21 protein-coding genes are annotated in these 22,946 nt (G+C 72.4%); 10 read left to right on the top strand and 11 right to left on the bottom strand.

The genetic code is table 11. From position 1 onward, the window contains the following. Positions 1 to 10: 10 nt before the first annotated feature. The 5 genes from ACBJ59_RS19930 to ACBJ59_RS19910 form a co-directional block, all read right to left on the bottom strand. A complete protein-coding gene (locus tag ACBJ59_RS19930; RefSeq protein WP_375111700.1) occupies positions 11 to 1,534 on the bottom strand; it encodes a cytochrome bc complex cytochrome b subunit in 1,524 nt (507 codons plus the stop codon). A gap of 92 nt (positions 1,535 to 1,626) precedes the next feature. Then, on the bottom strand, positions 1,627 to 2,277 hold the full coding sequence (locus ACBJ59_RS19925; protein WP_364133846.1) for a hypothetical protein: 651 nt from the start codon (positions 2,275 to 2,277) through the stop codon (positions 1,627 to 1,629). Between the two features lie 94 nt (positions 2,278 to 2,371). Then, the gene (locus ACBJ59_RS19920; RefSeq protein WP_375111699.1) at positions 2,372 to 2,857 is read right to left on the bottom strand and encodes a hypothetical protein; all 486 of its coding nucleotides are present in this window, start codon (positions 2,855 to 2,857) and stop codon (positions 2,372 to 2,374) included. Between the two features lie 5 nt (positions 2,858 to 2,862). Beyond that, entirely contained in the window at positions 2,863 to 3,456 is a 594-nt protein-coding gene (locus ACBJ59_RS19915; protein ID WP_375111698.1) for an RNA polymerase sigma factor, read from the bottom strand. Between the two features lie 20 nt (positions 3,457 to 3,476). Continuing rightward, positions 3,477 to 4,805 (bottom strand): S8 family serine peptidase, encoded by a 1,329-nt coding sequence (locus ACBJ59_RS19910; protein WP_375111697.1) that lies wholly within the window; start codon positions 4,803 to 4,805, stop codon positions 3,477 to 3,479. A gap of 130 nt (positions 4,806 to 4,935) precedes the next feature. On the opposite strand from ACBJ59_RS19910, the gene ACBJ59_RS19905 reads away from it, so the two are divergent. Together ACBJ59_RS19905 and ACBJ59_RS19900 are read left to right on the top strand one after the other, a co-directional pair. Then, positions 4,936 to 7,596: a CHAT domain-containing protein gene (locus ACBJ59_RS19905; RefSeq protein WP_375111696.1), complete on the top strand. Its 2,661-nt coding sequence runs from the start codon at positions 4,936 to 4,938 to the stop codon at positions 7,594 to 7,596. Positions 7,597 to 7,747: 151 nt separating this feature from the next. Further along, positions 7,748 to 8,908: an Ig-like domain-containing protein gene (locus tag ACBJ59_RS19900; protein WP_375111695.1), complete on the top strand. Its 1,161-nt coding sequence runs from the start codon at positions 7,748 to 7,750 to the stop codon at positions 8,906 to 8,908. A gap of 190 nt (positions 8,909 to 9,098) precedes the next feature. On the opposite strand, the gene ACBJ59_RS19895 is transcribed toward ACBJ59_RS19900, so the two are convergent. Continuing rightward, positions 9,099 to 9,764 carry a response regulator gene (locus ACBJ59_RS19895; protein WP_375111694.1) on the bottom strand — a complete coding sequence of 222 codons (666 nt, stop codon included), beginning with the start codon at positions 9,762 to 9,764 and terminating at the stop codon, positions 9,099 to 9,101. After that, positions 9,761 to 10,897, bottom strand: coding sequence for a sensor histidine kinase (locus ACBJ59_RS19890; protein WP_375111693.1), 1,137 nt, complete (start codon positions 10,895 to 10,897; stop codon positions 9,761 to 9,763). The genes ACBJ59_RS19895 and ACBJ59_RS19890 overlap by 4 nt, the downstream gene beginning before the upstream one ends. A 153-nt stretch (positions 10,898 to 11,050) precedes the next feature. On the opposite strand from ACBJ59_RS19890, the gene ACBJ59_RS19885 reads away from it, so the two are divergent. From ACBJ59_RS19885 to ACBJ59_RS19870, 4 genes are all read left to right on the top strand, one after another. Continuing rightward, positions 11,051 to 11,470, top strand: coding sequence for a hypothetical protein (locus tag ACBJ59_RS19885; RefSeq protein WP_375111692.1), 420 nt, complete (start codon positions 11,051 to 11,053; stop codon positions 11,468 to 11,470). Further along, a complete protein-coding gene (locus ACBJ59_RS19880; protein WP_375111691.1) occupies positions 11,467 to 13,068 on the top strand; it encodes a multicopper oxidase family protein in 1,602 nt (533 codons plus the stop codon). Before ACBJ59_RS19885 ends, ACBJ59_RS19880 begins: the two co-directional genes overlap by 4 nt. 110 nt (positions 13,069 to 13,178) lie before the next feature. Then, a complete protein-coding gene (locus tag ACBJ59_RS19875; RefSeq protein ID WP_375111690.1) occupies positions 13,179 to 14,045 on the top strand; it encodes a fumarylacetoacetate hydrolase family protein in 867 nt (288 codons plus the stop codon). 26 nt (positions 14,046 to 14,071) lie between these two features. Then, positions 14,072 to 14,962: a LysR family transcriptional regulator gene (locus tag ACBJ59_RS19870; protein WP_375111689.1), complete on the top strand. Its 891-nt coding sequence runs from the start codon at positions 14,072 to 14,074 to the stop codon at positions 14,960 to 14,962. Here ACBJ59_RS19870 and ACBJ59_RS19865 read toward each other — a convergent pair. From ACBJ59_RS19865 to ACBJ59_RS19855, 3 genes are all read right to left on the bottom strand, one after another. After that, positions 14,951 to 16,936, bottom strand: coding sequence for a glycosyl hydrolase family 28-related protein (locus ACBJ59_RS19865; RefSeq protein ID WP_375111688.1), 1,986 nt, complete (start codon positions 16,934 to 16,936; stop codon positions 14,951 to 14,953). The two genes, ACBJ59_RS19870 and ACBJ59_RS19865, sit on opposite strands and share 12 nt — an antisense overlap. Before the next feature lie 137 nt (positions 16,937 to 17,073). Next, the gene (locus ACBJ59_RS19860) at positions 17,074 to 17,826 is read right to left on the bottom strand and encodes a hypothetical protein (protein ID WP_375111687.1); all 753 of its coding nucleotides are present in this window, start codon (positions 17,824 to 17,826) and stop codon (positions 17,074 to 17,076) included. 62 nt (positions 17,827 to 17,888) lie between these two features. After that, entirely contained in the window at positions 17,889 to 18,650 is a 762-nt protein-coding gene (locus ACBJ59_RS19855; RefSeq protein WP_375111686.1) for a FadR/GntR family transcriptional regulator, read from the bottom strand. Positions 18,651 to 18,714: 64 nt separating this feature from the next. Between ACBJ59_RS19855 and ACBJ59_RS19850 the strand changes: the two genes are divergently transcribed. From ACBJ59_RS19850 to ACBJ59_RS19835, 4 genes are all read left to right on the top strand, one after another. After that, positions 18,715 to 19,752, top strand: a complete 1,038-nt coding sequence (locus ACBJ59_RS19850) for an ABC transporter ATP-binding protein (RefSeq protein ID WP_375111685.1) — start codon at positions 18,715 to 18,717, stop codon at positions 19,750 to 19,752. A gap of 77 nt (positions 19,753 to 19,829) precedes the next feature. Continuing rightward, the gene (locus ACBJ59_RS19845) at positions 19,830 to 21,038 is read left to right on the top strand and encodes an ABC transporter substrate-binding protein (RefSeq protein ID WP_375111684.1); all 1,209 of its coding nucleotides are present in this window, start codon (positions 19,830 to 19,832) and stop codon (positions 21,036 to 21,038) included. Beyond that, positions 21,035 to 21,865 (top strand): ABC transporter permease, encoded by an 831-nt coding sequence (locus tag ACBJ59_RS19840; RefSeq protein WP_375111683.1) that lies wholly within the window; start codon positions 21,035 to 21,037, stop codon positions 21,863 to 21,865. The genes ACBJ59_RS19845 and ACBJ59_RS19840 overlap by 4 nt, the downstream gene beginning before the upstream one ends. Next, entirely contained in the window at positions 21,862 to 22,668 is an 807-nt protein-coding gene (locus ACBJ59_RS19835) for an ABC transporter permease (RefSeq protein ID WP_375111682.1), read from the top strand. The genes ACBJ59_RS19840 and ACBJ59_RS19835 overlap by 4 nt, the downstream gene beginning before the upstream one ends. On the opposite strand, the gene ACBJ59_RS19830 is transcribed toward ACBJ59_RS19835, so the two are convergent. Continuing rightward, positions 22,626 to 22,946, bottom strand: coding sequence for a hypothetical protein (locus ACBJ59_RS19830; RefSeq protein ID WP_364122107.1), 321 nt, complete (start codon positions 22,944 to 22,946; stop codon positions 22,626 to 22,628). The two genes, ACBJ59_RS19835 and ACBJ59_RS19830, sit on opposite strands and share 43 nt — an antisense overlap.

Raw genomic sequence — 22,946 nt, 5'->3', positions numbered from 1 at the left:
GGGACGGCGATCAGTCGCGGCTCCAGGAGCGCTGGAGCGCGTCGCGGATCCGGCGGCCGGCCGGGGGAGGGACGTCCCCGTTGGCCGCCGGTGTCAGCGCGGGCGGGGCAGGGGAGGCCGGCGGCACGAGCGCCACCTGCTCCTCCTCGGTGACCGGCCGTTCGACCTCGGTGAACCCGCCCTCGGGCCCGCGGACGATCACGCCGGTCTCCACGCCGTGCTCGACCGTGTGCCGGTCACGCTCCTGCAGCCCCAGGCAGATCCGCCGGGTGACCTCGTACGCCAGCACCGGCCCCACGACGAACGCCACGCGGAAGATCCACGTCGTCGCGTTCAGCGAGATGTCGAAGGTGGAGGAGATCACGTCGTTGCCCCCGGCCGCCCACAGCACCCCGTAGTACACGACGCCCGCGACCCCGAGCCCCGTCCGCTTCGGCGCGTTGCGCGGCCGGTCGAGCAGGTTGTGCACGGTGTTGTCACGGGTGACCCACCGCTCCACGAACGGGTAGAGCGCCAGGCCGGTGAACAGCAGCCCCGGCGCCGCCAGCGCGGGGATCAGCACGCTCATGGTCACGGTGAAGCCGGACACGGTGAACTCCCACGGCGGCATGAGCCGCAGCGCGCCCTCCAGGAACCCCATGTACCAGTCAGGCTGGGAGCCGGCGCTGACCGTGCTGGGCACGTACGGCCCGTACAGCCAGATGGGGTTGATCTGGAACACCGTGGCCAGCAGCGCGACCACCCCGGTCACCCACAGCAGGAACGCCGTCGTCTTCGCCAGGAACGCGGGGTAGAACGGGATCCCGCTCACCTGGCGGTTGCCGACCCCCTTCTCCCGGAACTGCGTGTGCGTCTGGTACCACGTCAGCACCACCGCGTGCAGCGGGATCAGCAGGAGCAGCAGGGCGGGGATCAGCAGCACGTGCAGGCTGTAGAGCCGGGGGATGATGTCGCCGCCGGGGAACTCTCCGCCGAACAGGAACATCGCCAGGTACGTCCCCACCAGCGGTATCGAGATCAGCACGCCGTGCAGGATGCGCAGCCCCGCGCCGGACAGCAGGTCGTCGGGCAGCGAGTAGCCGAACAGCCCGTTGAGCATCACCAGCCCGAACAGGGTCACGCCGATCAGCCAGTTCAGCTCGCGGGGCTTGCGGAAGGCGGCGGTGAAGAAGTTGCGCAGCAGGTGCACCACGATCCCGCCGAGGAAGATCAGGGTGCCCCAGTGGTGCATCTGTCGGATCAGCAGGCCGCCGCGCACCTCGAAGCTGATCTCGAGGGAGGACGCGTACGCCTCGCTCATCGTGACGCCGCGCAGCGGCACGTACGCGCCGTTGTAGACGACCTCCTGCATGCTCGGTTTGAAGAAGAACGTGAGGAAGACGCCCGTGATCAGGACGACCACGAACGCGTAGAGGGCGATCTCCCCCAACAGGAACGTCCAGTGGTTGGCGAACGCCTTGCGCATCGCCCTGTTCAGGAATCGGGCGCCGCCGACGCGGTCGTCCAGCGCCCTGGCCAATGAGCCGACTTTCATCGTCACCCCGCACCCGGCTCGGTTGCATCGTCATGAGTACGACCGATTAGGGCGGCGAAATGTGACAGTTGCCGGGTTATGCCGCTGCTTTCCTAGGCGAAGCGCTCCACGGTGACGGGGATGAGGCCCTGCTCGCGGACCGCCTGCCGGTGATGGTGCAGCAGGGCGCCGAGCGTGGTGACCGGGCCCGCGCCCAGCCGCGCGGTCACGTCCACGCACCAGGCGATGCCGGCGCCGATCCGGCGCAGCTCCCAGGTGAAGCCGTGGCCGCCGGAGCTGGCCGAGGCCTTGCCGACCACGCGCGGGTCGCCGGTGGGCTCCAGCCGCAGGGCCGTACGCGCGTTCGCCAGCCCGTCGGCGCCGAGCTCCCCGGCGAACAGGATGCGGTAGCGGCGCGCCCCGGAGCCGTTGCCCAGGTTGAGCGGGGCCGTCGTGGGCAGGTGGCGGCGCTCCTGGAACAGGGTGCGCAGCCCGGCCTCCTCCGGCAGCTCGCCGCCCCCGAGGCGGGCGAAGGCGGCGCACGCCTCCTGCCTGCTCACCGGCGTCACCCGCCCGCGCAGCGCGGTGTCGGCGCGGATGGCCCGGCTCAGCTCGGCCGAGGCGGACCAGGCTCCGGTGTCCGGTCTCCACTCGGCGCCGTCGATGCCGGCCGCCGTGTAGTCGTCACACAGGACGAACTCCTCCACCAGGAGGCCTGCGGGCGATCGGTCGCCCGCTGTCGCGGAGATCAGGTAGTAGTCCACCGGGCCATGATTGTGGTCGGCCGAGCGCCGGATCAAGATCATTGACCCGCGCGGCGGCGGGTGTCGCGCGCCCGGCGCGCGATCCGGACGGCGGCTAGCGCGGGATCCAGACGGTCGGCACCTCCGCGGCGTCCGCGGGCCGGCAGACCAGGCGGAACGCCTCCGCCGGCGTCGGCCGGACCCGGAAGCGGCCGGCCTCGTCCAGCGGGACCGTGATGACGTGGCCGGAGAGCGTCTTGACGTCGACGTCGCCCGGGCCGCAGGAGGAGTCGGGGGCCGTGGGGATGATCTGGCCGACGACCTCCTGCTCCGCGAACCCGAGCTCGATGATCGCCGCCGACGAGGAGAGCGTCACCAGCCGGACCATCGCGACGTCACCCCGGCTCCCGGCCGGCTCCTCCAGCGGCGCGGCGGAGGAGTCGTAGGTGAGAGCGGCCAGCTCGGCCTCCAGCGACTGCAGGCCGAAAAGCGCTTTCCCGGTCGTCACGAATTCGGCGGGGACACCGTCTGGCTCCGCCAGAGCCCTTTTCAACGCGGCCAGGAGGACGTCGTCGCTCTCGCTCTTCCACGGGCTTGACATGATTTTCACCTTCCCGTGGACTCGGTGCCTACACCGGCCGGTTCCATCTCGGCGAGCTTCTTCCGCAGCGCCGCCAGGCATCGGGCCCGCTGGGGGCCGATGCTGCCGATCGGCTTCCCGAGCCGCCGGCTGATCTCCTCGTAACTCGCCGGCGGATCTCCCATGAGCAGGTGGAGCAGCTCCCGGCAGCGATCCGGGAGCTGCGCGAACGCCTCCCGGAGCATCGCGTTGTGCCGCAGGGCGATGCCTTCTCGGAGTAGTTCGTCGAAGGGGTCGACGTGCTCGTGCGGCTCCCTTTTGATCCGTTCCTCCGTACGTTCGAGCCTGCGCGTCGACTTCAGCACGCGCAGGCATTCGTTCCTGGTCGTCCGTTCCAGCCAGCCGGGCAGCGCCGCCGGCTCCCGCAGCCGGGCGAGGTTCTCCAGCAGGCGTAACCAGACGGTCTGCCCGACGTCGTCGGTGTCGAGCCGGCCGAGGCCGTAGCGGCGGCAGATCGACCAGACCAGCGAGGCGTACCGGTCGATGATGGCGTCCCAGGCGCTCTGGTCCCCGTCGCGGGCTCGGACGACGAGATTGATGACTGCCGATTCGTCACCCATGGGGACCCCCTGAGAGCCGTCTACGGGTTGAACTTGAGGATGCCGTCCTGGGGCGTCAACATGTCAAGGGCCTTGAGCGCGCCGCTGCGGCCCTTCAGCCGGTTGGCCGCCATCGTGCGGGCGACGATCCCGGTCAGCCTGGCCGTGGCGAACGAGGCGCCCGACCACGTCGCGTAGCCGTCCTTGGGGAACTCGCGGGGCTCGGGGTTCGGGATCGTCTTGCCGTTCTTGGTCCGCAGGTCGACGAGGAGCTGGCCCATCGGGCCCCGGCGCTCGATGCTGACCTCACCCCTGAGATACGTGCCGCGCACCTGGACGCCGCAGATCCCGTACCTGAGCCACGGCGGCGCCACCGGCTCCTCGGCACCCGCAGGGACGATCTTCGGCGTGAAGGGCGCGAGCTTCATGTCCGCGGTGAGGCTGCCCACGGAGACGACCTCGGGCATCGCCGCCGGCCAGGTGGGCGCGCTCCTGCTGAGGCCCTGCGGCAGGCCGGGCATCTTCCCGGGGTCGATGTTCCCGTGGTTCCCGCCCGCCGCGAGGATCAGCGTGTTGGGGAACAACCGGACGATCGCCTCGAAGATGAGCGGCGTCCTGCCGTCGTCGGTGTGCAACTCCCCGAGGGAGAGGTTGAGCAGGTCGGGTGCCTGCCAGGCGAAATCGGCCAGCGCCTTGGCCAGCGTCCACGCGTTGACGGAGGCCACCGAGTCGAGGACCTGGCGGACGGTCACGCCCGCTCCCGGGGCCTCCCTGAGGATGATCCCCGTGATCATGGTCGAGTGCCCCTCGGTGTGCTTGGGCGGGCCGCCGGTCCTCCGGAGCCGATCCTGCGGCCGGGTCTCGACGGTCTTGTCCGCGAAGTAGGGGTGCTCGTCGTCGATCTGCGTGTCGAAGACGCCGATCGAGATGCCCTTCCCCTCGCCTCCGGGCCTGATGTCCCAGCCCGCGGCCTCGGCCGGGTCGGGGTCGCCCTCGCCGCCGCCGTCGACGTACGGCTCGCCGCGGACCTGGGCGACGCGGTTCTTCCCCATCTCCGGCACATAACCTTCGAGCGTCCGGTCGAAGTGGTGCCGCAGCAGCGCGAGAATACGATCTATGGCATTCGGGGAACGGGTGTACGCCTGATCCATTTCGAAATCCGGATAATGGACCAGGAGTTTGTCCGGCACCGCGTCCGTGTCCTCGATCTCCACCAGCGCGAGCCCGAGCAGCTCGCTCCGGTCGGCGACCGAGGCGTAGCGGCTGGTGGCCAGCCTGTTCAGCTCCCGGCAGACGAAGTCCTCGTAGGGCAGGGCCACCACGAGCTGACCCGATTCGTAGATCTCTCTGGCGCCGAACACACGTGACATGGTGAGCGCTCCTTCCGTGGTGGACGGTCACCGTCTCGCCAGAATCAGAAAGCGCTCGCCCGGCCTTGATACACCCGCGGCCGGTAAATATGCATTTGACACCGCATTCGTTTCCGCGTTTCTCTCAGGTGTGACTGTCAGCCCCGGCCAGCAGCGAGCCCGCGAGGCGCTGCGCCTGGCGGACACCGACCCGGCGCGGTCGGTCAAGCTGGCGGAGGGCATCGCCAGGGAGGCGCGGGCCGCCGGTGACCTGGCCTCCGCCGCGGTGGCGCTGCGCGCGGTGGGCCTAGCCCTGCTGCACCTGGAGGATCCCGACGCGTCGCTGCGCCGGCTCCGCGAGGCGGTCGAGCTCGGCAACCGCTCCGGCTCCGGCCTCGTCGCGGCCGAGGCGCGCATGACGCTCGCGTTCGTGCTGAACGTGCGCGGCAAGCCGGGGCCGGCGCTGGGCGAGATCGACGCCGCGCTGACCGCCCTGAACGGGGTCGCGTGGGCGCGGGCGCAGGCCCAGCGGGGGGCGATCCTGACCCAGCTCGGCCGGCTGGAGGAGGCCCACGAGAGCTACCAGACGGCCCTGCCGATCCTGCGTCACGCCGGAGACCACCTCTGGGTCCAGCGGGTCCTGCTGAACCGGGCCATCGTGCGCGGTCGCCGGCAGCAGTTCGCCCGGGCCGAGGCGGACCTGGCCGAGGCGGGCCGCATCTGCGTCGAGCACGACCTGGGGTTCAGGCTGGCGTTCGTGCTGCAGAACCACGGCTGGATCAAGGCCGTGCAGGGTCACGCGCTGCCCGCGCTCCAGCTCTTCGAGGAGGCCGAGCAGCGGCTGCGGGAGCAGAAGGCGCAGGTGGCGTGGCTGCTGATGGACCGTACCGACCTGCTGCTCTCCCTGCGGCTCACGGCCGAGGCGCGCGAGAGCGCGCAGGCGGCCGTCACCGCGTTCGAGCAGGAGCGGCGCCGGATCGGACTGCCGGAGGCGCGCCTGATGCTGGCCCAGGCGCTGACGCTCGACGGTGATCCCGACTCGGCGCTGCGCCAGGCGGGGCTCGCGGTCCGCGAGCTCACCCGGCAGCAGCGGCCCGGGTGGGCGGCGCTCGCGCGCTTCACCGCGCTCCAGGCCCGGTTACGGCGGGACGGGCCCGCGCGGATGCCCCTGGCCAGGGTGGAGGAGCTGGCACGGGCCCTGGCGGCCGCGGGCTGGCAGACGCCCGCGGCCGAGACCGGCATCGTGGCGGGCCGGCTGGCACTGGCGCGTGGCCGGGCCGGGCGGGGCGAGCGGCAGCTGGCCGAGGTGAGCGCCCGGCGCCGCCGGGGGCCCGCCCGGCTGCGGGCGCTCGGCTGGCACGCGGAGGCCCTGCTCCGGCTGTCGGCCGGGAACCGGCGCGGGGCCGCGCTGGCGGCGCGTACCGGGGTCAGGATCCTGGCCGAGCACCATGCGACGCTGGGCGCCACGGACCTGCGCGCGCACGCCGCGGCCCACCGGGTCGAGCTCGCCGAGTTCGGGCTGCGCCTGGCCCTCGAGGGCGGGCGGCCCCGTCAGGTGCTCGAATGGGCCGAGCAGGGGCGGGCCGGCCGGCTCACCTCCAGCCCGGTCCGGCCGTCCGCCGATCCGGCGCTGGCCGCGTTGCTGGCCGATCTGCGGCTGGTCATGGGGGAGATCAGGGACGCCGCCGGCCGCGGCGTCCCGGCGGGGCTCGTGCAGCAGCAGGTCGCGCTGGAGCGGCGGATCCGCGATCACCGCAGGACGCATCCGGCCGGAACGGGCCATGGCCGGTTGCCCGGTGTCAGCGTCGCCCGGCTGGAGGCGGCGCTGGGCGAGGCGGCGCTCGTCGAGTTCGTCCACCTGGACGAGACCCTCCACGCGATCACGCTGGCGGGCGGACGGCTGCGGCTGACCGGCCTCGGGCCCGCCGCCGAGCTGCGCGACGCGCTGGCCTTCCTCCCGTTCGTGCTCCAGCGGCTGGTCAGCCCCCGCACGCTGGAGCCGAGCCGGGTGGCGGCCCGCTCCCTGCTCGCCGACATCACCTCCCGCGTGGACCGAGTGCTGCTCGCCCCGCTGGCCCGGCTCGCCGGCGACCGGCCGCTCGTGCTGGTGCCCACCGGGCTCCTGCAGTCCGTGCCCTGGTCACTGCTGCCCTCCTGCGCGGGGCGCCCGGTGACCGTCTCTCCGTCCGCCGCCCTGTGGCAGGCCGGGCGCGACCGGCCGGCCGGTCGCGGGGGCGTCGTCGTGGTCGCCGGCCCCGACCGGGGCGGCACCGACCTGCCCGGGGCGTACGAGGAGGCAAGGGGCGTGGCCGCCCTCCACGGCGTCCCGCCGATGCTGGGACCCGGAGCCGGCGTGCGGGACGTCATGGCGGCGCTGGACGGTGCCGCGCTCGCGCACCTGGCGGCCCACGGCCGCGTCCACTCCACCAACCCGCTGTTCTCCTCGATCCTGCTGTCGGACGGCCCGCTGACGGCCTACGACCTGGAGACCCTGCCCCGCGCCCCCGAGCTGGTGGTCCTCGCGGCCTGCGACGTCGGCCGGTCCGCCGTGCTGGCCGGCGACGAGATCCTCGGGCTGTGCGCCACCCTGCTCGCCCAGGGGACCCGCCAGATCATCGTCCCGGTGATCTCCATCCCCGACCTCGGGACGGCGCCCGTCATGATCGCCTTCCACCGCCTGCTGGCCGCCGGCAGGACCGCGGCGCAGGCGCTGGCCGGCGCCCAGATGTCGGCCTCCGGCGGCCCGGCCGCGCAGGTCTCGGCCAGGTCCTTCGTCAGCCTGGGCACCGACGGGGCGCTCACGCCCGCCTGAGCGCCATCCTTCGGTGCCGGCCTGCATGGGCGAGGCCGATGCGGGCAGGAGTCCCGCCGAATCTCCGAAAACGGTCTAATGTGAATGATTGCCTACAAGTCAGGCGCGGGAGGCATCGGCGATGCGGAACGGCCGGACCAGCAAGATACTCGTGAGCACCCTCACGGCGGCGCTGCTCGTGACCGCCGGCTGCACCTCCTCGGGCGGCGGCGCCGGGGAGCCGGGCACGTCCCCGCGGACCCAGGGCCCGGTGGCCAGGCTGTCGATCACGCCCGCCGACGGGACGAAGAAGGTGGCCCCGGACACCGGGATCAGCGTCAAGGCCACCGGCGGGCAGGTCACGAAGATGACCGTGGCCGACGCCAAGGGCCGTACGGTGAAGGGATCGGTGGGCGCGGACGGGATGTGGCGGCCCCAGTGGCCACTGCGTCCCTCGACCGCGTACACGGTCAGCGCGCAGGCCACCGGCACCGACGGCAAGCAGGTGACGGGGGAGTCCACGTTCACCACGCTCAAGCCGAAACGGGTGCTGGACAGCGGCATGTCGCCCCTGGACGGCGAGAAGGTCGGCGTCGGGATGCCCGTGCAGCTGCTGCTCTCGCAGCCGGTGACGGCCAGAAAGGACCGGGCCGCGGTCGAGCGGTCGCTGGTGGTGCGGATGTCGCAGCCGGTCGAGGGCGCGTGGAGCTGGGTGAGCGACCGGGAGGTCCAGTTCAGGCCGCGAGAATACTGGCCGGTCGGCCAGAAGGTGACGGTCGTGGCGCACCTGGCCGGCCTGCGGGCCGGGCCCGGCCTGTGGGGGACCAAGGACCGCAGCCTGACCTTCACCGTCGGGCCCGAGCACATCACCAAGGTCAGCGCCGCGACCCACCGGGCGGTCGTCCGAAAGGACGGCGAGGTCGTCAAGACCATCCCGGTCAGCCTGGGCAGGCCGGGCGACGACAGCTACTCCGGCGTCATGATCGCCCAGGAGAAGGCCGCGGACATCGTCATGGACTCGGCCACGATCGGCGAGCCCGGCGAATACCGCATCAAGACGAAGTGGAACGTCCGCATGACCTACAGCGGCACCTTCTTCCACGCCGCCCCCTGGTCCACCGGCGCGCAGGGCAGCTCCAACGTCAGCCACGGCTGCGTGAACGCCAGCCCCGCCAACGCCCGCTGGTTCTACGAGTTCACCCAGCGCGGCGACATCATCGAGGTCACCGGCACCTCCAGGAAGCTGGAGTTCGGCAACGGGCCGACGCCGTGGGCGAAGTCATGGGAGGAGTGGCTGGCCGGTAGCGCACTGGGCGAACCGGTCAATGGATAGCACCGGTCGGGCGCTTCGCGCGGGTACGGAGCGCGGGGCGCAGACTGGGAGGATGACACCGGCGTCGAAGGAAGGCGTTGTGATTGCGGGTGCCTGCTGACGGAACCGGCCGAGGGCTGTTCCGGCTCCCGGCCATGGCCCTGTGGCTGCTGGTCTGGCTGCTGAACGCGTACGAGTTCCTGGTGGCCTTCTAGGCGCTCGTCCCGGGGACGACCAGGCCCGATTCGTACGCGAAGACCACCAGCTGGGCTCTGTCGCGCGCCCCGAGCTTGATCATCGATCTGCTCACGTGGGTCTTGGCGGTGGCGCCGCTGATCACCAGGTGCGCGGCGATCTCGTCGTTCGACATGCCCTTGGCGACCAGGGTGACGATCTCCTGCTCGCGGGCGGTCAGCAGGTCCAGCCCGGGGGAGGCGACGGGGCGGGGCGGGGTGCTGACGTACTCCTCGATCAGGCGGCGCGTCACCAAGGGGGACAGCAGCGCGTCGCCGCGGGCGGCCACCCGCACCGACTGCAGCAGGTCGCCCGGCTCGATGTCCTTGAGCAGGAAGCCGCTGGCGCCGGCCCTGAGGGCGGCGAAGACGTACTCGTCGAGGGCGTAGTTGGTGAGGATCACCACGCGTACGGCGTCCAGGTCGCGGGAGGCGCCGATCCTGCGGGTGGCCTGGATGCCGTCCATCAGCGGCATGCGCACGTCGAGCAGCGCCACGTCCGGCAGCAGCCGCCGGGCCAGCTCGACGGCCTGCGCGCCGTCGCCCGCCTCGCCGACCACCGTGATGTCGTCGGTGAGCTCCAGCAGGGCCTTGAAGCCCGCACGGATCAGCGGCTGGTCGTCGGCCAGCAGCACCCTGATCATGCGGCGACCCGGACGGGGAGCTCGGCGCGGACCGCGAAGCCGCCGCCCTCGCCGGGACCCGCGGTGAGCGAGCCGCCGACGGCGACCGCGCGCTCGCGCATCCCGATCAGCCCCATCCCGGGACTCATCCCGGGGCCGGGGACGGGACCCGGCTCGCCGTCGTTCTCCACCCGCAGCACGACCATCGAGGGATCGTACTCGACGGCCACCGTGACGGCCGCCGCGCCCGCGTGCCGCAGCACGTTGGTCAGGGCCTCCTGCGCGATCCGGTAGGCCGCCCGGTCCACGGCCGGCGGCAGCGCGTACGGGTCGCCGGAGACCGTGTGCGCCACCCGCAGCCCCGCCCCCTCGGCCCTGGAGACCAGCCGGGGCAGCTCCGACAGCCCGGTCTCGACCTCCTCCGGGTGGCGCAGCACGCCCAGCGTGGAACGCAGCTCGCGCATCGCCTCGTGCCCCGACTCCTTGATCGCCGCCAGCGCCTCCCTGACCCGTTCCGGATGCCGCTCCAGCAGCTCCATGGCCAGCGCGGCCTGCACGTTGACGACCGAGATGCTGTGGGTGAGCGAGTCGTGCAGCTCCTGCGCGATCCACAGCCGCTCCTCGCCCGCCCGGCGCAGCGCGGCCTCCTCCCGGGTGCGCTCGGCCTCCTCCGCCCGCTGCTCCACCGCCCGCAGGTACGCCCGGCGGCCCCTGATCACCTCGCCGGCCACCACCATCGCCACCAGCCAGCCGCTCAGCAGCGTCATCGAGTTGCCGGCGGCGGGATCGGCGGGCGACAGCGCCATCAGCCCGTACACCGCCCCGGCCAGCGCCACCGCCAGCCAGATCGCGGCCCGGCGGCGGCCGAGCACGGCGAGGGTGTAGATCGAGGCCAGCGCGGGCGCGGCGGCGAACACGCCCGGGTAGTGGGCCGCGTAGTAGACGACCCCGCAGGCCGCCGCGACGATGCCCGCGGCCAGCGGGGCGGTGCGCCGGAAGGCGAGCGACAGGGCCGCGACCGTGATCAGCGTCAGGCCCAGCGGGTCGAGCGGCCGCTCGAAGGGCCCGGTCCACGACAGGTTCGCGTACGTGCCCGGCACGATCGCCACCAGGGCGCCCAGCGCGACGAGCGCGTCCATCTTCCGGGGGTTCATGCAGAACAAGGTAGGCGACCGCGTTCAGACCGGGCGTCATCCCCCGGTCGTACGTTCCCGGCTCAGGACGTCCTGCGTACGACCCCGGGAGTACGCGGGGAGGCCCTCCCGCGTGGGATGTGACCAGGGGCTCCTCCTTGGAGCATGTCGGCCATGACCTCCTTGAACACCGCACCGCCGCCCGGCTGGATCGTCTGGTCGCTGCGGGTCCTGGCCGCCGCCCACCTGACCGGGGTGCTGGCGCAGGCCGTGCTCGCCGGGCTGTTCGTCACCGGCGACGTTGACCTGCTGACCTGGCACCGGGACAACGCCGGCGTCACCCACAGCCTGCTCTACCTGCAGCTCGTGGCCGCCGTGCTGCTGTGGCGGCCGGGCCGGGGGCCGCTGTGGCCGGCGCCGGCCAGCCTGGGCATCGTAGCGGCGGAGACGGTGCAGGTGGTGCTGGGGCAGTCCCGGCTCGTCGCGCCGCACTTCCCGCTCGGCATGGCCGTCTTCGGCCTGTCCGCCGCCTTCACCGCCTGGGCCTGGCGCGCTTTCCGCACCCCCGCCGCCGCGGGCGCGGGCGCGGCATGAGCGCGGGCGTTTCCCGGCGGGCGTTTCTCGGGGTGCTGGGCGCGGCCGGGGTCGCCGCCGTCGCCGGGTGCGGCGGGCCGCACGAGAGCGCGGGGGAGCTTCTGACCAGCCGGGCTCCCCTGCCAGAGCCCTTCACGGTCCCGCTGCCGATCCCCGAGGCCGCCCGGCCGGTACGTCCCGGGCACTACGAGGTGACGCAGCGGGTGGCCGCGGCGGAGATCCTGCCCGGCCTGCGCACGGAGGTGTGGGGCTACGGCGGCACCTTCCCCGGCCCCACGTTCGAGCTGCGGCGCGGCGTCCCCGTCACGGTCAGCGTGCGCAACGAGCTGCCCGTACCCACCTCCACCCATCTGCACGGCGGCGTCACCCCGCCCGCCTCCGACGGCTACCCGACCGACCTGGTCGTGCCGGCCGGCCACGCCCCGCACCGCGGTCACCCGGGGGAGGTGCTGCACCAGGTGGTGAAGGACTACCGCTACCCGGTGGAGCAGCGGGCCGCCACGCTCTGGTACCACGATCACCGCATGGACTTCACCGCGCCGCAGGTGTGGCGGGGGCTGGCGGGGTTCGCGCTCGTCCGCGACGCGGAGGAGGACGCGCTGCCGCTGCCCGGGGGCGAGCGGGAGCTGCCGCTGCTGATCTGCGACCGGGCGTTCGAGGAGGACGGCTCCTTCCGCTACCCCCAGGCGTACGGCGGCGACCCGGCCGCCCACGGCGGCGGGACGGCCGCGCACGGGGCCGCCCACGGCGGCGGGCATGGCGGTGGGCACGGCGGTGGGCATGGCGGTGGGCACGGCGGTGGACGCGGCGGTGACTGGCAGGCGCTCGACGGCGACTACATGGAGGGCGTCGAGGGGGACGTGATCCTGGTCAACGGCGCGCCCTGGCCGGTGGCCGAGGTGAGCGCCACCCGCTACCGGCTGCGGCTGCTGAACGCCTCCAACGCCCGCAGGTACCGCCTCCGGCTCACCCCCGGCGGCCGGTTCATCCAGATCGGCAGCGACGCCGGCCTGCTGGCCGCGCCCGTGGTCCACGACACGATCCCGATCTCCCCGGGCGAGCGCTACGACGTCGTCGTGGACTTCTCCGCGTACCCGGTGGGCACGGCGGTCACCCTGGTCAACACCCTGGCCGGCGGCCCGGCCGGGAACGTCATGCGCTTCGTCGTCACCCGCCGGGCCCCCGACGACAGCGCCGTCCCGGCCCGCCTGTCCCGCCCGCCGGACCGGCCGCGCGCCGTCACGACCCGCGCGTTCGACTTCCGCAGGACGGACGACCTCTGGACGGTCAACGGCCACCCCTACCGTCCCGGCGTCCCGCTGGCCCGCGCGCGCCTGGGCACCGCCGAGGTCTGGCGGCTGACCAGCGACTTCCACCACCCCGTGCACGTGCACCTGGCCCACTTCCAGGTGCTGGCCAGGAACGGCCGGCCGCCCGCCGCGACGGACGCGGGCTGGAAGGACACGGTGGACGTGCGCCCGTACGAGGTCGTGGACGTGCTCCTGCGCTTCGACGGCTACCGTGGCCGGTACATGCTCCACTGCCACAACCTGGAACACGAGGACATGGCGATGATGGCGGACTTCGAGGTGATCTGATCGGCCCAGGACCCTCCCGATCAACCCCGGCAAACTACTAAGTTGATCCCGTAGGGGACAATTCATCGGATGACATTGTGCCCCTCTTCTGACGGAGCTTAGGAGCAGGCATGCAGATCGTACGGTTCACCAGCCCCCTGACCGGCGCCGACGCGGTCGGAGTCGACGACGGTGAGCAGGTGGTGGAGCTGTCCGGGGTCACCACCGTGGGCGAGCTGCTCCGGCTGTCCTCCGATGGGCTGCGCGAGCGGTGCGCGGCGGCGGACGGCCCGCGGCACCCGTCCGGGTCCGTGAGCCGGCTCGCCCCGGTGGACGGGCGCATGGAGGTGTGGGCGGCCGGCGTCACCTACCGGCGCTCGCGCGAGGCCCGGGTGCTGGAGAGCGAGCGGGCCGCCGACGTGTACGAGCTGGTCTACGACGCCGAGCGGCCCGAGCTGTTCTTCAAGTCGGTCGCGTGGAAGGTCTCCGGCGACGGCGGCCGCATCGCGGTGCGCGAGGACTCGGAGATCGACGTGCCGGAGCCCGAGCTCGGCCTGGTGCTGAACGCGCACGGCGAGATCGTCGGCTACACCGTGGTGAACGACGTCAGCTCGCGCACCATCGAGGGCGTCAACCCGCTCTACCTGCCGCAGGCCAAGATCTACCTGGGCGGCTGCGCGGTGGGGCCGGCGATCAGGCCCGCGTGGGAGGTCGCCGACCCGTACGCGCTGGACATCTCGCTGAGCATCGCCAGGGCCGGGGAGACCGTGTGGGCGGGCAAGGCCAGCACCTCCCAGCTCAACCGGCGCCTGGACGACCTGGCCGGCTACCTGTTCCGGGCCGACGCCTTCCCGGACGGCGCGATCCTGGCCACGGGCACGTGCCTGGTTCCCGACCTGCCCTTCACGCTCCAGGACGGCGACACGGTGACCATCGGCATCGCCGAGATCGGCACGCTGGCCACCACTGTGGTCAGGGGCCTGGCGGCCATGCGGTGACCGTGCGGTGACCGTACGGTGATGGCGTGAACCTGCAGCAGCTCCGCTACGCCGTGGCGCTCGCCGAGGAGCTCAACTTCGGCCGCGCGGCGCTGCGCGAGGGTGTCCGGCAGCCGCCCTTCAGCCAGCAGATCGGCAAGCTGGAGGAGGAGCTGGGCGTGCAGCTGTTCGAGCGGACGACCAGGCAGGTGCGGCTCACGCCGGCGGGCGAGGCGTTCGTCGCGGAGGCGCGTACGAGCCTGGCGCACGCCGAGCTGGCCGCCGAGGCGGCCAGGCGGGCGGGCCGGGGCGAGGCGGGGCGGCTGGCGATCGGGTTCGTCGGGTCGGCGACCAACCTGACCCTGCCGAGGGTGCTGCGGCGCTTCCGCGCCCGCTACCCCGCCGTGCAGGTGGAGCTGCGCGAGCTGACCACCGCGCAGCAGGCCGAGGAGCTGCGGCAGGGCCTGCTCGACGTCGGCCTGCTGCACGCGCCGCTGGCCGGGGCGGCCGCCGAAATGCTGTCCACCCGGACGGTGGCCCGCGAGCTGCTGCTCGCCGCCCTGCCCAGCGGCCATCCGCTGGCCACCCGCACGCCGCTCCCGGCCGCGGCGCTGGCGGGGGAGCCGTTCGTGATGTTCCCCCGCCGGTACGGGCCCGGCCTGTACGACCAGATCACCGCCGTGGCCAGGGCGGCCGGGTTCGAGCCCGGGATCGTCCAGGAGGCCGTGCAGATGCAGACCATCGTGGGCCTGGTCGCGGCGGGGATCGGCGTGTCGATCGTGCCCGAGTCGGTGGCCCGGCTGCGGCGCGGTGACGTGGTGTTCCGGCCGCTGTCGCCGGAGACCAGGGTCGTCACGCTGGACGTGACCTGGCGCACCGGCGACCCGAACCCGCTCGTGCGGAACTTCTGCTCGCTGTTCCCCGCCTCACCAGGGTGACGGGGGCGGGGGCGCCACGACCGGCGGGCGGTCGTCGCAGGTGATGGTGTTCGGCAGCAGCCACGGCGCCAGCCAGCCCCCGTCGTTGCCGCCGCGATCGGCCAGGGAGAACTCCGAGCCGGTGGCGGGGAAGCCGAACGACCCGCAGTTGTTGACCCCGACCGCGCCGACGTTGCGCGCGTCGACGTTCTCGAACGTGGCCGACCCCTTCACCCGCGCGCTGACCACCGAGGTGCCGGTGCCGTCCACCCGGATGTCCTTGAAGTGCACGTTGTCGATCGAGTAGAGGTCCTTCACCGACCACTCGCTCACCAGCATGATCGCGTTGTAGGTGTTGTCCAGGAAATGGTTGCCGGTCACCCTGATGTCGGCGGAGATGTCCCGCTCCAGCGCGTAGAACCAGATGGCGCCCAGGCCGATGTTCCAGTTCAGCTCGTAGGTGCCGGACCTGACCGTCGTGTTGCCGGTGATGTCCAGCCGCCCGGTGAACGGCTCGGCCCCGAAGCGGGAGCCCACCTGGAGCGCGCTGCCCTCCCTGATCGGGTCGGCGATCAGGTTGCCGGAGATCGTGTTGTCCCCGCCGCCGTAGACGGCGATGCCGTTGGCCAGCGTGGGCGTCTGCACGGTGTTGTGGTCGAACGTGTTTCCGGAGTTGGCGCTCTTCTCCGACCACATGGCCAGGGCGTCGTCGCCGGTGTTGCGGATGAAGTTGTTCGACACGACCGAGTTCGTGACGCCGGTGTGGAAGTTGAGGGCGTCGGCGATCTGGTCGACGATGACGTTGTTGGTGATCCGCACGTTCGTCATCGGGCCGTCGAGCCAGATGCCGACCTTGGTGTGGCGGATGTGCAGGCCGTCGATGGTGGAGTCGCTCATCGCGCCGCCGATGCCGTTGACCTGGTCGGTGTCGATGCGCTCGCGTACGTCGCCCTCGATCGCGAAGTCCGACAGGTGCACGTCGCGGCTGCCGCCCTCGGCGGCGGGCCTGCCGTAGAAGCCGACGCCCGTGTGCAAGGACCCGTCGGGGGCCGGGCTCGGGAGGGCGACCTCGCGGCCCTTGACGATCGTGTACCAGCTCCCGGCGCCGGTGATGGTCACGTCGTCCACGATGATGTGCCGGTTCACCTGGTACGTCCCCGGCGGGAGGTACACCTTCAGCCCCTTGCGCTTGGCGAACGCGATGGCCTTGTCGATCGCGTTCGCCGAGTCGCGCCGCCCGGTGGGGTCGGCGCCGAACGCCAGCACGTCGGCCGCCAGGAGCTCGACCTTCGGCGGGCCGACGAGCTCGGAGTCGAGCAGGTCGACGACCGTCCATCCGGCCCTGCTGCCGGCCGGGACCGTCAGGCGTACCCGGTCGCCCGCGCGGTAGGTGCGCCCGAGCAGCAGGCGCTGCTCGTCGTAGAAGTGGTTCGGCCGGAACGGCTTCGCGATCACGGGCGGCGGCGTGGTGGCGCTCGGCACGCACGAGCACTCGGTGATCCACCAGTCGGGGTGCAGCAGGCCGGCGCCGGGGTCGTTGGTGAAAGGGTACTGGTTGTACAGCCACGCGTACTGCGACGTCAGCGTCATCGTGGTGCGGGCCCTGCCGTTGACCGTGACGTCGAGCGGCGCCGTGATGCCGCCCCCGCCGGGCGCGTCGGGGATGCTGTAGCGCACGGTGATCGCGTTGGCCCTGGCCGGCAGCGTGAACTCCACGTGCTGCCCGGGCGCCAGCCGGACCGCCCTGCGCCCGGACGCCTCGGCGGGCAACGTGTACGCGCTGCGGTCGGGCCCGATCACCGTGCCGTTCGTCGTGGCGTTCTCCGCCTCCTGCTCGGCGAAGGCCACGTCGGCGCCCCGGCCCGCGACCAGCGCCGGATCCAGGGCCGCCCGCGTCACGACCGGGGCGGGCCCGGGGGAGTCTGCCAGGGCCGGGCCGGTGAGGCCGCAGGCCAGGGCGGCGGCGAGGAGCGCCGCGGTGAGGGTACGAGGCATCGCGTGCTCGATTCTCGCTGGTTCCGCCGGCGCCGGTTCGCTGGCGCTGGTTCTGGGGGTGAGGCGACATTAGGCCCCCCGCACACCGCTCCACAAGGCCCTGTGAACTACTTTCAGCGATGCCTCAAATTCTTGCGTTAAACCCATAAGCCGTTTGCGGTGCTTGCGGCGACGAGCGACAGGGGCAGCCCGCCGCACGGGTGTGTCTCGAACCCCGCCTCACCCCGGAAGACCGACCCGCCGATCCACCTGGCCGTGTTGGAGGCCACCACCCGCCCGGCCGCACTGATCACGAACGCGGGCACCGGCACCTCGCGCAGCACCGGCACGATCTCCCCCTCGAACCGCCGCACGAACACGTCCGCCGCCGCCACCCCGGCGAACCCGCCCCCGGCGGTCACGGGCACCGACAGGGTCAGGCTGTACTCGTCGGTGCACAGGTAGTCGACGTACGGCCCGCAGATCGTCCGCTCGGCCCCGCCGGCCGGTCCCGTGTACCACTCCCAGTGCGTGTAGTCGTAGAAGGCGCTGCTGGCCGGGTCGAGGTCGCGCAGGAGCTGCACCGGCCGGCCGGACGGGTCGTCCTGCCACCACTCCAGCCACCACGGCGCGTCCTCCAGCAGGCCCGGGGCGGCGATGAACCCGATGCCGGCGACGAGCCCGCCGAGACGGCGGAACAACGCGGGCCGCAGCGTCGCCAGGTCCGCCTTGCCCAGGGGCCGTCCCGCCCGCGTCCGGCCGGCGATCAGGACCGCCGTGCGCTCCCGTACGTCGTCGAGCGCCGCGAAGACGCCCTCCACGGCCGCACGCACGCACGCCACGGCCCGCCCCACCTCTCCATCCGCGCCGTCGCGGGGATCCGGTGGGGCTGGGGTCGGGGGCTGGGGCATCGTGCACCTCCGTGCCTGGTTCGGGCCCGCCACCACCCGCCGGCCGCCGATCCGCCCTGCGGTCAGGCGTCCGCCAGCCGCAGCCGCAGCTCGATCAGCCGTTCGATCGCGTCGAGCACATGCCGTTCGGCCAGGTCGCGGGCCTCGCCGGGGTCACCGCGGCGGATGGCCTCGGCGATGGCGCGATGCTGGGCCGTGGCCTCATGGTGCCCGCCCGGCTCGTCGTACGGAAGCCACAGCAACGGCCCGATGTCGGCCTGTAACCGGATCTCCTCCTGAGTGAGTCGTGCCGACTGCGAAGCCGCCGCGACCTCCACGTGGAAGCGCCCGTCCAGCCGCCGGAGCGCGGCCCCCGAGCCGGCCTGCGCCGAGGCCGTGGCCATGTCGTCGAGCGATCGCCACAGCGGCGCCACGTCCCCGGGCAGCGCCCGCCGGGCCGCCAGCCGCGCGGCGGCGCCGGCGATGGCCGCGTAGTGGTCGCCCAGGTCCCGCAGCTCGTCCACGGCGAACGCGCGCAGCCGCGCCCCGAGCTCCAGCGGCTCCCGCGGCGTGCGGACGAAGCTGCCGCCGCCCCGCCCGCGGCGCGTCTCGACCAGCCCCCGCTGGCGCAGCGCCATGAGCGCCTCCCGCAGCGTCACCGTGGAGACGCCGAGCCGCGCCGCCAGCTCCGCCTCCGAGGGGAGCTGCTCCCCGTCGGCCAGCAGGCCCAGGGCGATGGCGTCGGCGAGCCGGCGTACGACGGCGTCCACCCGGCCGGCGCCTCCCACGGGTGCGAACACGGCCAGATGGGACCCGCTCGCCGCCATCGCCCCCACCCCTCCCACGTCAACGACATTGCTACAGGAAACACTCTTATCGCGAAACATTTGAAATCATATGTTTTCGGTTATGCCAGGCAGCGACGCGGCCGTGGGGTTAACCGGGCTGCGCAAGGAGTTCGGGCCGGTCACGGCCGTGGACGGCATCGATCTCGAGGTCCGCGACGGCGAGTTCTTCGCGATGCTCGGCCCGTCCGGATCCGGCAAGACCACGGTCCTGCGCATGATCGCCGGTTTCGAGACGCCGACCGCCGGCACGGTCGAGCTGGGCGGCCGGGACGTCACCTGCCTGGCCCCCTTCGAGCGCGACGTCAACACCGTCTTCCAGGACTACGCGCTGTTCCCGCACATGAACGTGCGGGCCAACGTCGAGTACGGCCTGCGCGTGAAGCGGATCCCCAGGGCCGAGCGGCGCGAGCGGGCCGCCGCCGCGCTGCGCTCGGTACGCCTGGAGGGCTTCGAGAGCCGGCGCCCCGGCGAGCTCTCCGGCGGCCAGCGCCAGCGGGTCGCGCTCGCCCGGGCACTGGTCAACCGGCCCCGCGTGCTGCTGCTGGACGAGCCCCTCGGCGCCCTCGACCTCAAGCTGCGCGAGGAGATGCAGGTCGAGCTGAAGGAGCTGCAGCGCGAGGTCGGCATCACGTTCCTGTTCGTCACGCACGACCAGGAGGAGGCGCTGACGATGAGCGACCGGGTCGCGGTGTTCGACCGGGGCCGGATCGAGCAGGTCGGCACGCCGGCCGAGATCTACGAGCGGCCCGCCACCGAGTTCGTGGCCGGGTTCGTGGGCACCTCCAACCTCATCTCCGGCGCCGCCGCCGAGAAGATCCTCGGCCGTCCGGGCACGTTCAGCGTGCGCCCGGAGAAGCTGCGCGTGGTGCCCGGCGAGTCCGGCGGGGCCGGCCCCGGGGAGCACTCCGCCACCGGGACGGTCGCCGAGGTCGTGTACGCGGGCGCGGCCACCAGGTTCGTCGTCGACCTCGACGCCGGCGGGCGGCTGATCGCGCTGCAGCAGAACCTCGAGGTCTCGTCCATGGAGGTGATGGGGCTGAGAGGGGCCCGGGTGCGGCTCGTGTGGCAGCGGCGGCACGAGTTCGCCATCACCTCGTGAAGCAGGAGCCCCCGTCAAGCAGGAGTCCCCGTCAAGCAGGAGCCCTCGAAGCAGGAGCATCGTCAATAGGAGAAGGCATGCGACCGACCGGAACAGTCATCACCGCGGCGGCACTCGTCCTGGTCACGGCCTGCGGTGGCGGCTCCACCACGCCCACCGGCGGCGCGGCCCCGGCGCCGGGCCAGACCGGCTTCGTCCCGCCGAAGATCGACGCCCTGCAGAATCTCGGCACCGGCGAGGGCGAGGTCAACCTCGTGGCCTGGGCCGGCTACGTCGAGGACGGCACCAACGACCCCAAGGTGGACTGGGTCACCCCGTTCGAGCAGGAGACCGGCTGCCAGGTGAACACCAAGGTCGCGGGCACCTCGGACGAGATGGTCACCCTCATGAGGACCGGCCAGTACGACGCCGTCTCGGCCTCCGGCGACGCCTCCCTGCGCCTGATCGCGGCCGGCACCGTCGCGCCGGTCAACACGAGCCTGATCCCGAACTACACCGACGTGTTCGACGGCCTCAAGAGCAAGCCGTGGAACTCCGTGGACGGCGTCCCGTACGGGGTCCCGCACGGCAGGGGCGCCAACCTGCTGATGTGGCGCACCGACACGGTCAAGCCCGCCCCCGACTCGTGGAGCGTGGTGTTCGACCCGAACTCCCCGTACAAGGGCAAGGTCACGGCCTACGACTCGCCCATCTACATCGCCGACGCCGCCGTCTACCTGATGGCGACCAAGCCCGACCTCGGGATCAAGAGCCCGTACGCGCTGGACGACAAGCAGTTCCAGGCCGCCGTCGACCTGCTCAAGCAGCAGAAGCAGATCGTCGGCGAGTACTGGTCGGACTACACCAAGGAGATCCAGGCGTTCAAGAGCGGCGACTCCGTCGTGGGCACGACCTGGCAGGTCATCGTCAACGTGGCCAAGAGCGAGAAGGCCCCGGTGGAGGCCGTCCTGCCGAAGGAAGGCGCCACCGGCTGGTCGGACACGTGGATGGTGGCCGCCAAGGCCGCGCACCCGAACTGCGCCTACCGCTGGCTCGACTGGATCATCTCGCCCACGGCGAACGCGCAGGTCGCCGAGTATTTCGGTGAGGCCCCCTCGAACGCCAAGGCGTGCGAGGAGACCGCCGACGCCAAGCACTGCGAGACCTTCCACGCCACCGACGAGACGTACTTCTCGAAGGTCCACTACTGGACCACCCCGATCGCCCAGTGCCTCGACGGCCGCACGGACGTGAAGTGCAAGGACTACTCCGAGTGGACGCGGGCCTGGACGGAGATCAAGGGTTGACCCGAGTCGCGGCCTTCCTGCACCGCAGGGCGGGCGTACGGCTGTCGCTGCTGCTGTCGGCGCCGCTGGCGTGGCTGGGGCTGGCCTACCTGGGCGCGCTGGGGGCGCTGCTCGTCACCGCGTTCTACAGCACGGACACCTTCACCGGCGAGCTGATCAGGACGTTCACCTGGGCGAACTTCCGTGACCTGGTCACGGTGGAGGTGTACCGGACGATTGCGCTGCGCTCGATCGGGGTGGCGCTCGCGGTGACGGCGATCGACCTGGTGGTGGCCTTCCCGATGGCGTTCGCGATGGCCAAGCTGGCCTCGCCGCGGGCGCGGCGCTGGCTGGTGATCGCGGTGCTGACGCCGCTGTGGGCGAGCTACCTGGTCAAGGCGTACGCGTGGCGGGTCATGTTGTCGTCGGGCGGGCTGCTGGGCTGGGGCTTCGGGGTGACGGCCACGGTGCTGACGCTGGCGTACCTGTGGCTGCCGTACATGATCCTGCCCATCTACGCGGGGCTGGAGCGGCTGCCCGGCTCGATGCTGGAGGCGGCGGGGGACCTCGGGGCCCGGGCCGGGCGGGTCTTACGCACGGTCATCTGGCCGCTGACGTTCCCCGCCGTGATCGCGGGGTCGATCTTCACGTTCTCGCTGTCGCTGGGCGACTACATCGCCGTCAAGATCGTCGGCGGGCGGAGCCAGCTCATCGGGAACGTGGTCTACGACAACATCGGGGCGGCCAACAACCTGCCGTTCGCGGCGGCCGTGGCGACCGTGCCGGTCGTGATCATGCTGATCTACCTGGCGGCGGTGCGCCGTACCGGGGCCTTGGAGAACCTGTGAAGCTGTCCCGCCTGTCCCGGCTGCTGCTCCGGCTCGCGCTCGCCGCCGGGCTGGTCGTGATCTACGTGCCGCTGCTGGTCGTGCTGCTCAACTCGGTCAACGCCGACCGCACGTTCGGCTGGCCGCCGTCCGGGCTGACGCTCCGCTGGTGGGAGGCGGCCTGGGCCTCGTCGGGGGTGCGCGACGCGCTGTGGACCTCGGTGCGGGCCGGGCTGGGGGCCACCGCGATCGCGCTGGTGCTGGGGACGATGGCGGCCTTCGCCGTGCAGCGCTACCGCTTCTTCGGCCGCCAGACCGTGTCGCTGGTGATCATCCTGCCCATCGCGCTGCCCGGCATCGTGACGGGGATCGCGCTCAACAACGCCTTCCGCACCGTGCTGGAGCCGTTCGGGGTGGGGCTCGGGCTGTTCACGGTGGTGGTCGGGCACGCCACGTTCTGCGTGGTGACCGTCTACAACAACGTGCTGGCGCGGTTGCGGCGTACGGGGACGAGCATGGAGGAGGCGTCGGCGGACCTCGGCGCGGGGCCGTTCACGACCTTCCGGCTGGTGACGTTCCCGATGATCCGGTCGGCGCTGCTGGCGGGCGGGCTGCTGGCGTTCGCGCTGTCGTTCGACGAGATCATCGTGACCACGTTCACGGCGGGTGCCGGGGTGCGCACGCTGCCGATCTGGATCTTCGAGAACCTCTTCCGGCCGAACCAGGCGCCGGTGGTGAACGTGGTGGCGGCCGCGCTCATCGTGACCTCGGTGGTGCCGATCTACCTGGCCCAGCGGTTGTCGTCCGACGTCGGCCCGCACTGACCGGCCGCCGCCTCCTCGCGCAGCCGCCTGGCCCGGCGGCGCAGGTTCTCGGCGGTGGACAGGCAGGAGTCCTCGAGGTCGTCCATCTCGCGGCGCAGCCGCAGCACCTGCGTCAGGAACCGCTGCGCGGCCGGGCCCGTCCAGTAGGACGCGCAGTCGCCCGGGCGCGTCGGGATGCCCTCGAACGCGTCCGACAGGCCCCTGGCGTACCGCGTGAAGGCGGCGGCCAGCGACTCCTTCTCGGCCGCCTCGCGGAGCAACTGGTGCCTGTTGTGCAT

The sequence above is a fragment of the Nonomuraea sp. MTCD27 genome (assembly GCF_041950495.1).
Classification (GTDB): Bacteria; Actinomycetota; Actinomycetes; order Streptosporangiales; family Streptosporangiaceae; genus Nonomuraea.
The sequence above is the reverse complement of the archived record's forward strand: the minus strand, read 5'-3'. Positions and strand labels throughout refer to the sequence as shown.

What these genes read in the sequence shown, in the direction of transcription:
- ACBJ59_RS19930 (WP_375111700.1), bottom strand. Translation starts at nt 1,534, where the DNA reads ATGAAAGTCGGCTCATTGGCCAGGGCGCTGGACGACCGCGTCGGCGGC.
- ACBJ59_RS19920 (WP_375111699.1), bottom strand. Translation starts at nt 2,857, where the DNA reads ATGTCAAGCCCGTGGAAGAGCGAGAGCGACGACGTCCTCCTGGCCGCG.
- ACBJ59_RS19915 (WP_375111698.1), bottom strand. Translation starts at nt 3,456, where the DNA reads ATGGGTGACGAATCGGCAGTCATCAATCTCGTCGTCCGAGCCCGCGAC.
- ACBJ59_RS19910 (WP_375111697.1), bottom strand. Translation starts at nt 4,805, where the DNA reads ATGTCACGTGTGTTCGGCGCCAGAGAGATCTACGAATCGGGTCAGCTC.
- ACBJ59_RS19895 (WP_375111694.1), bottom strand. Translation starts at nt 9,764, where the DNA reads ATGATCAGGGTGCTGCTGGCCGACGACCAGCCGCTGATCCGTGCGGGC.
- ACBJ59_RS19890 (WP_375111693.1), bottom strand. Translation starts at nt 10,897, where the DNA reads ATGAACCCCCGGAAGATGGACGCGCTCGTCGCGCTGGGCGCCCTGGTG.
- ACBJ59_RS19885 (WP_375111692.1), top strand. Translation starts at nt 11,051, where the DNA reads ATGACCTCCTTGAACACCGCACCGCCGCCCGGCTGGATCGTCTGGTCG.
- ACBJ59_RS19880 (WP_375111691.1), top strand. Translation starts at nt 11,467, where the DNA reads ATGAGCGCGGGCGTTTCCCGGCGGGCGTTTCTCGGGGTGCTGGGCGCG.
- ACBJ59_RS19875 (WP_375111690.1), top strand. Translation starts at nt 13,179, where the DNA reads ATGCAGATCGTACGGTTCACCAGCCCCCTGACCGGCGCCGACGCGGTC.
- ACBJ59_RS19865 (WP_375111688.1), bottom strand. Translation starts at nt 16,936, where the DNA reads ATGCCTCGTACCCTCACCGCGGCGCTCCTCGCCGCCGCCCTGGCCTGC.
- ACBJ59_RS19860 (WP_375111687.1), bottom strand. Translation starts at nt 17,826, where the DNA reads ATGCCCCAGCCCCCGACCCCAGCCCCACCGGATCCCCGCGACGGCGCG.
- ACBJ59_RS19850 (WP_375111685.1), top strand. Translation starts at nt 18,715, where the DNA reads ATGCCAGGCAGCGACGCGGCCGTGGGGTTAACCGGGCTGCGCAAGGAG.
- ACBJ59_RS19845 (WP_375111684.1), top strand. Translation starts at nt 19,830, where the DNA reads ATGCGACCGACCGGAACAGTCATCACCGCGGCGGCACTCGTCCTGGTC.
- ACBJ59_RS19830 (WP_364122107.1), bottom strand. Translation starts at nt 22,946, where the DNA reads ATGCACAACAGGCACCAGTTGCTCCGCGAGGCGGCCGAGAAGGAGTCG.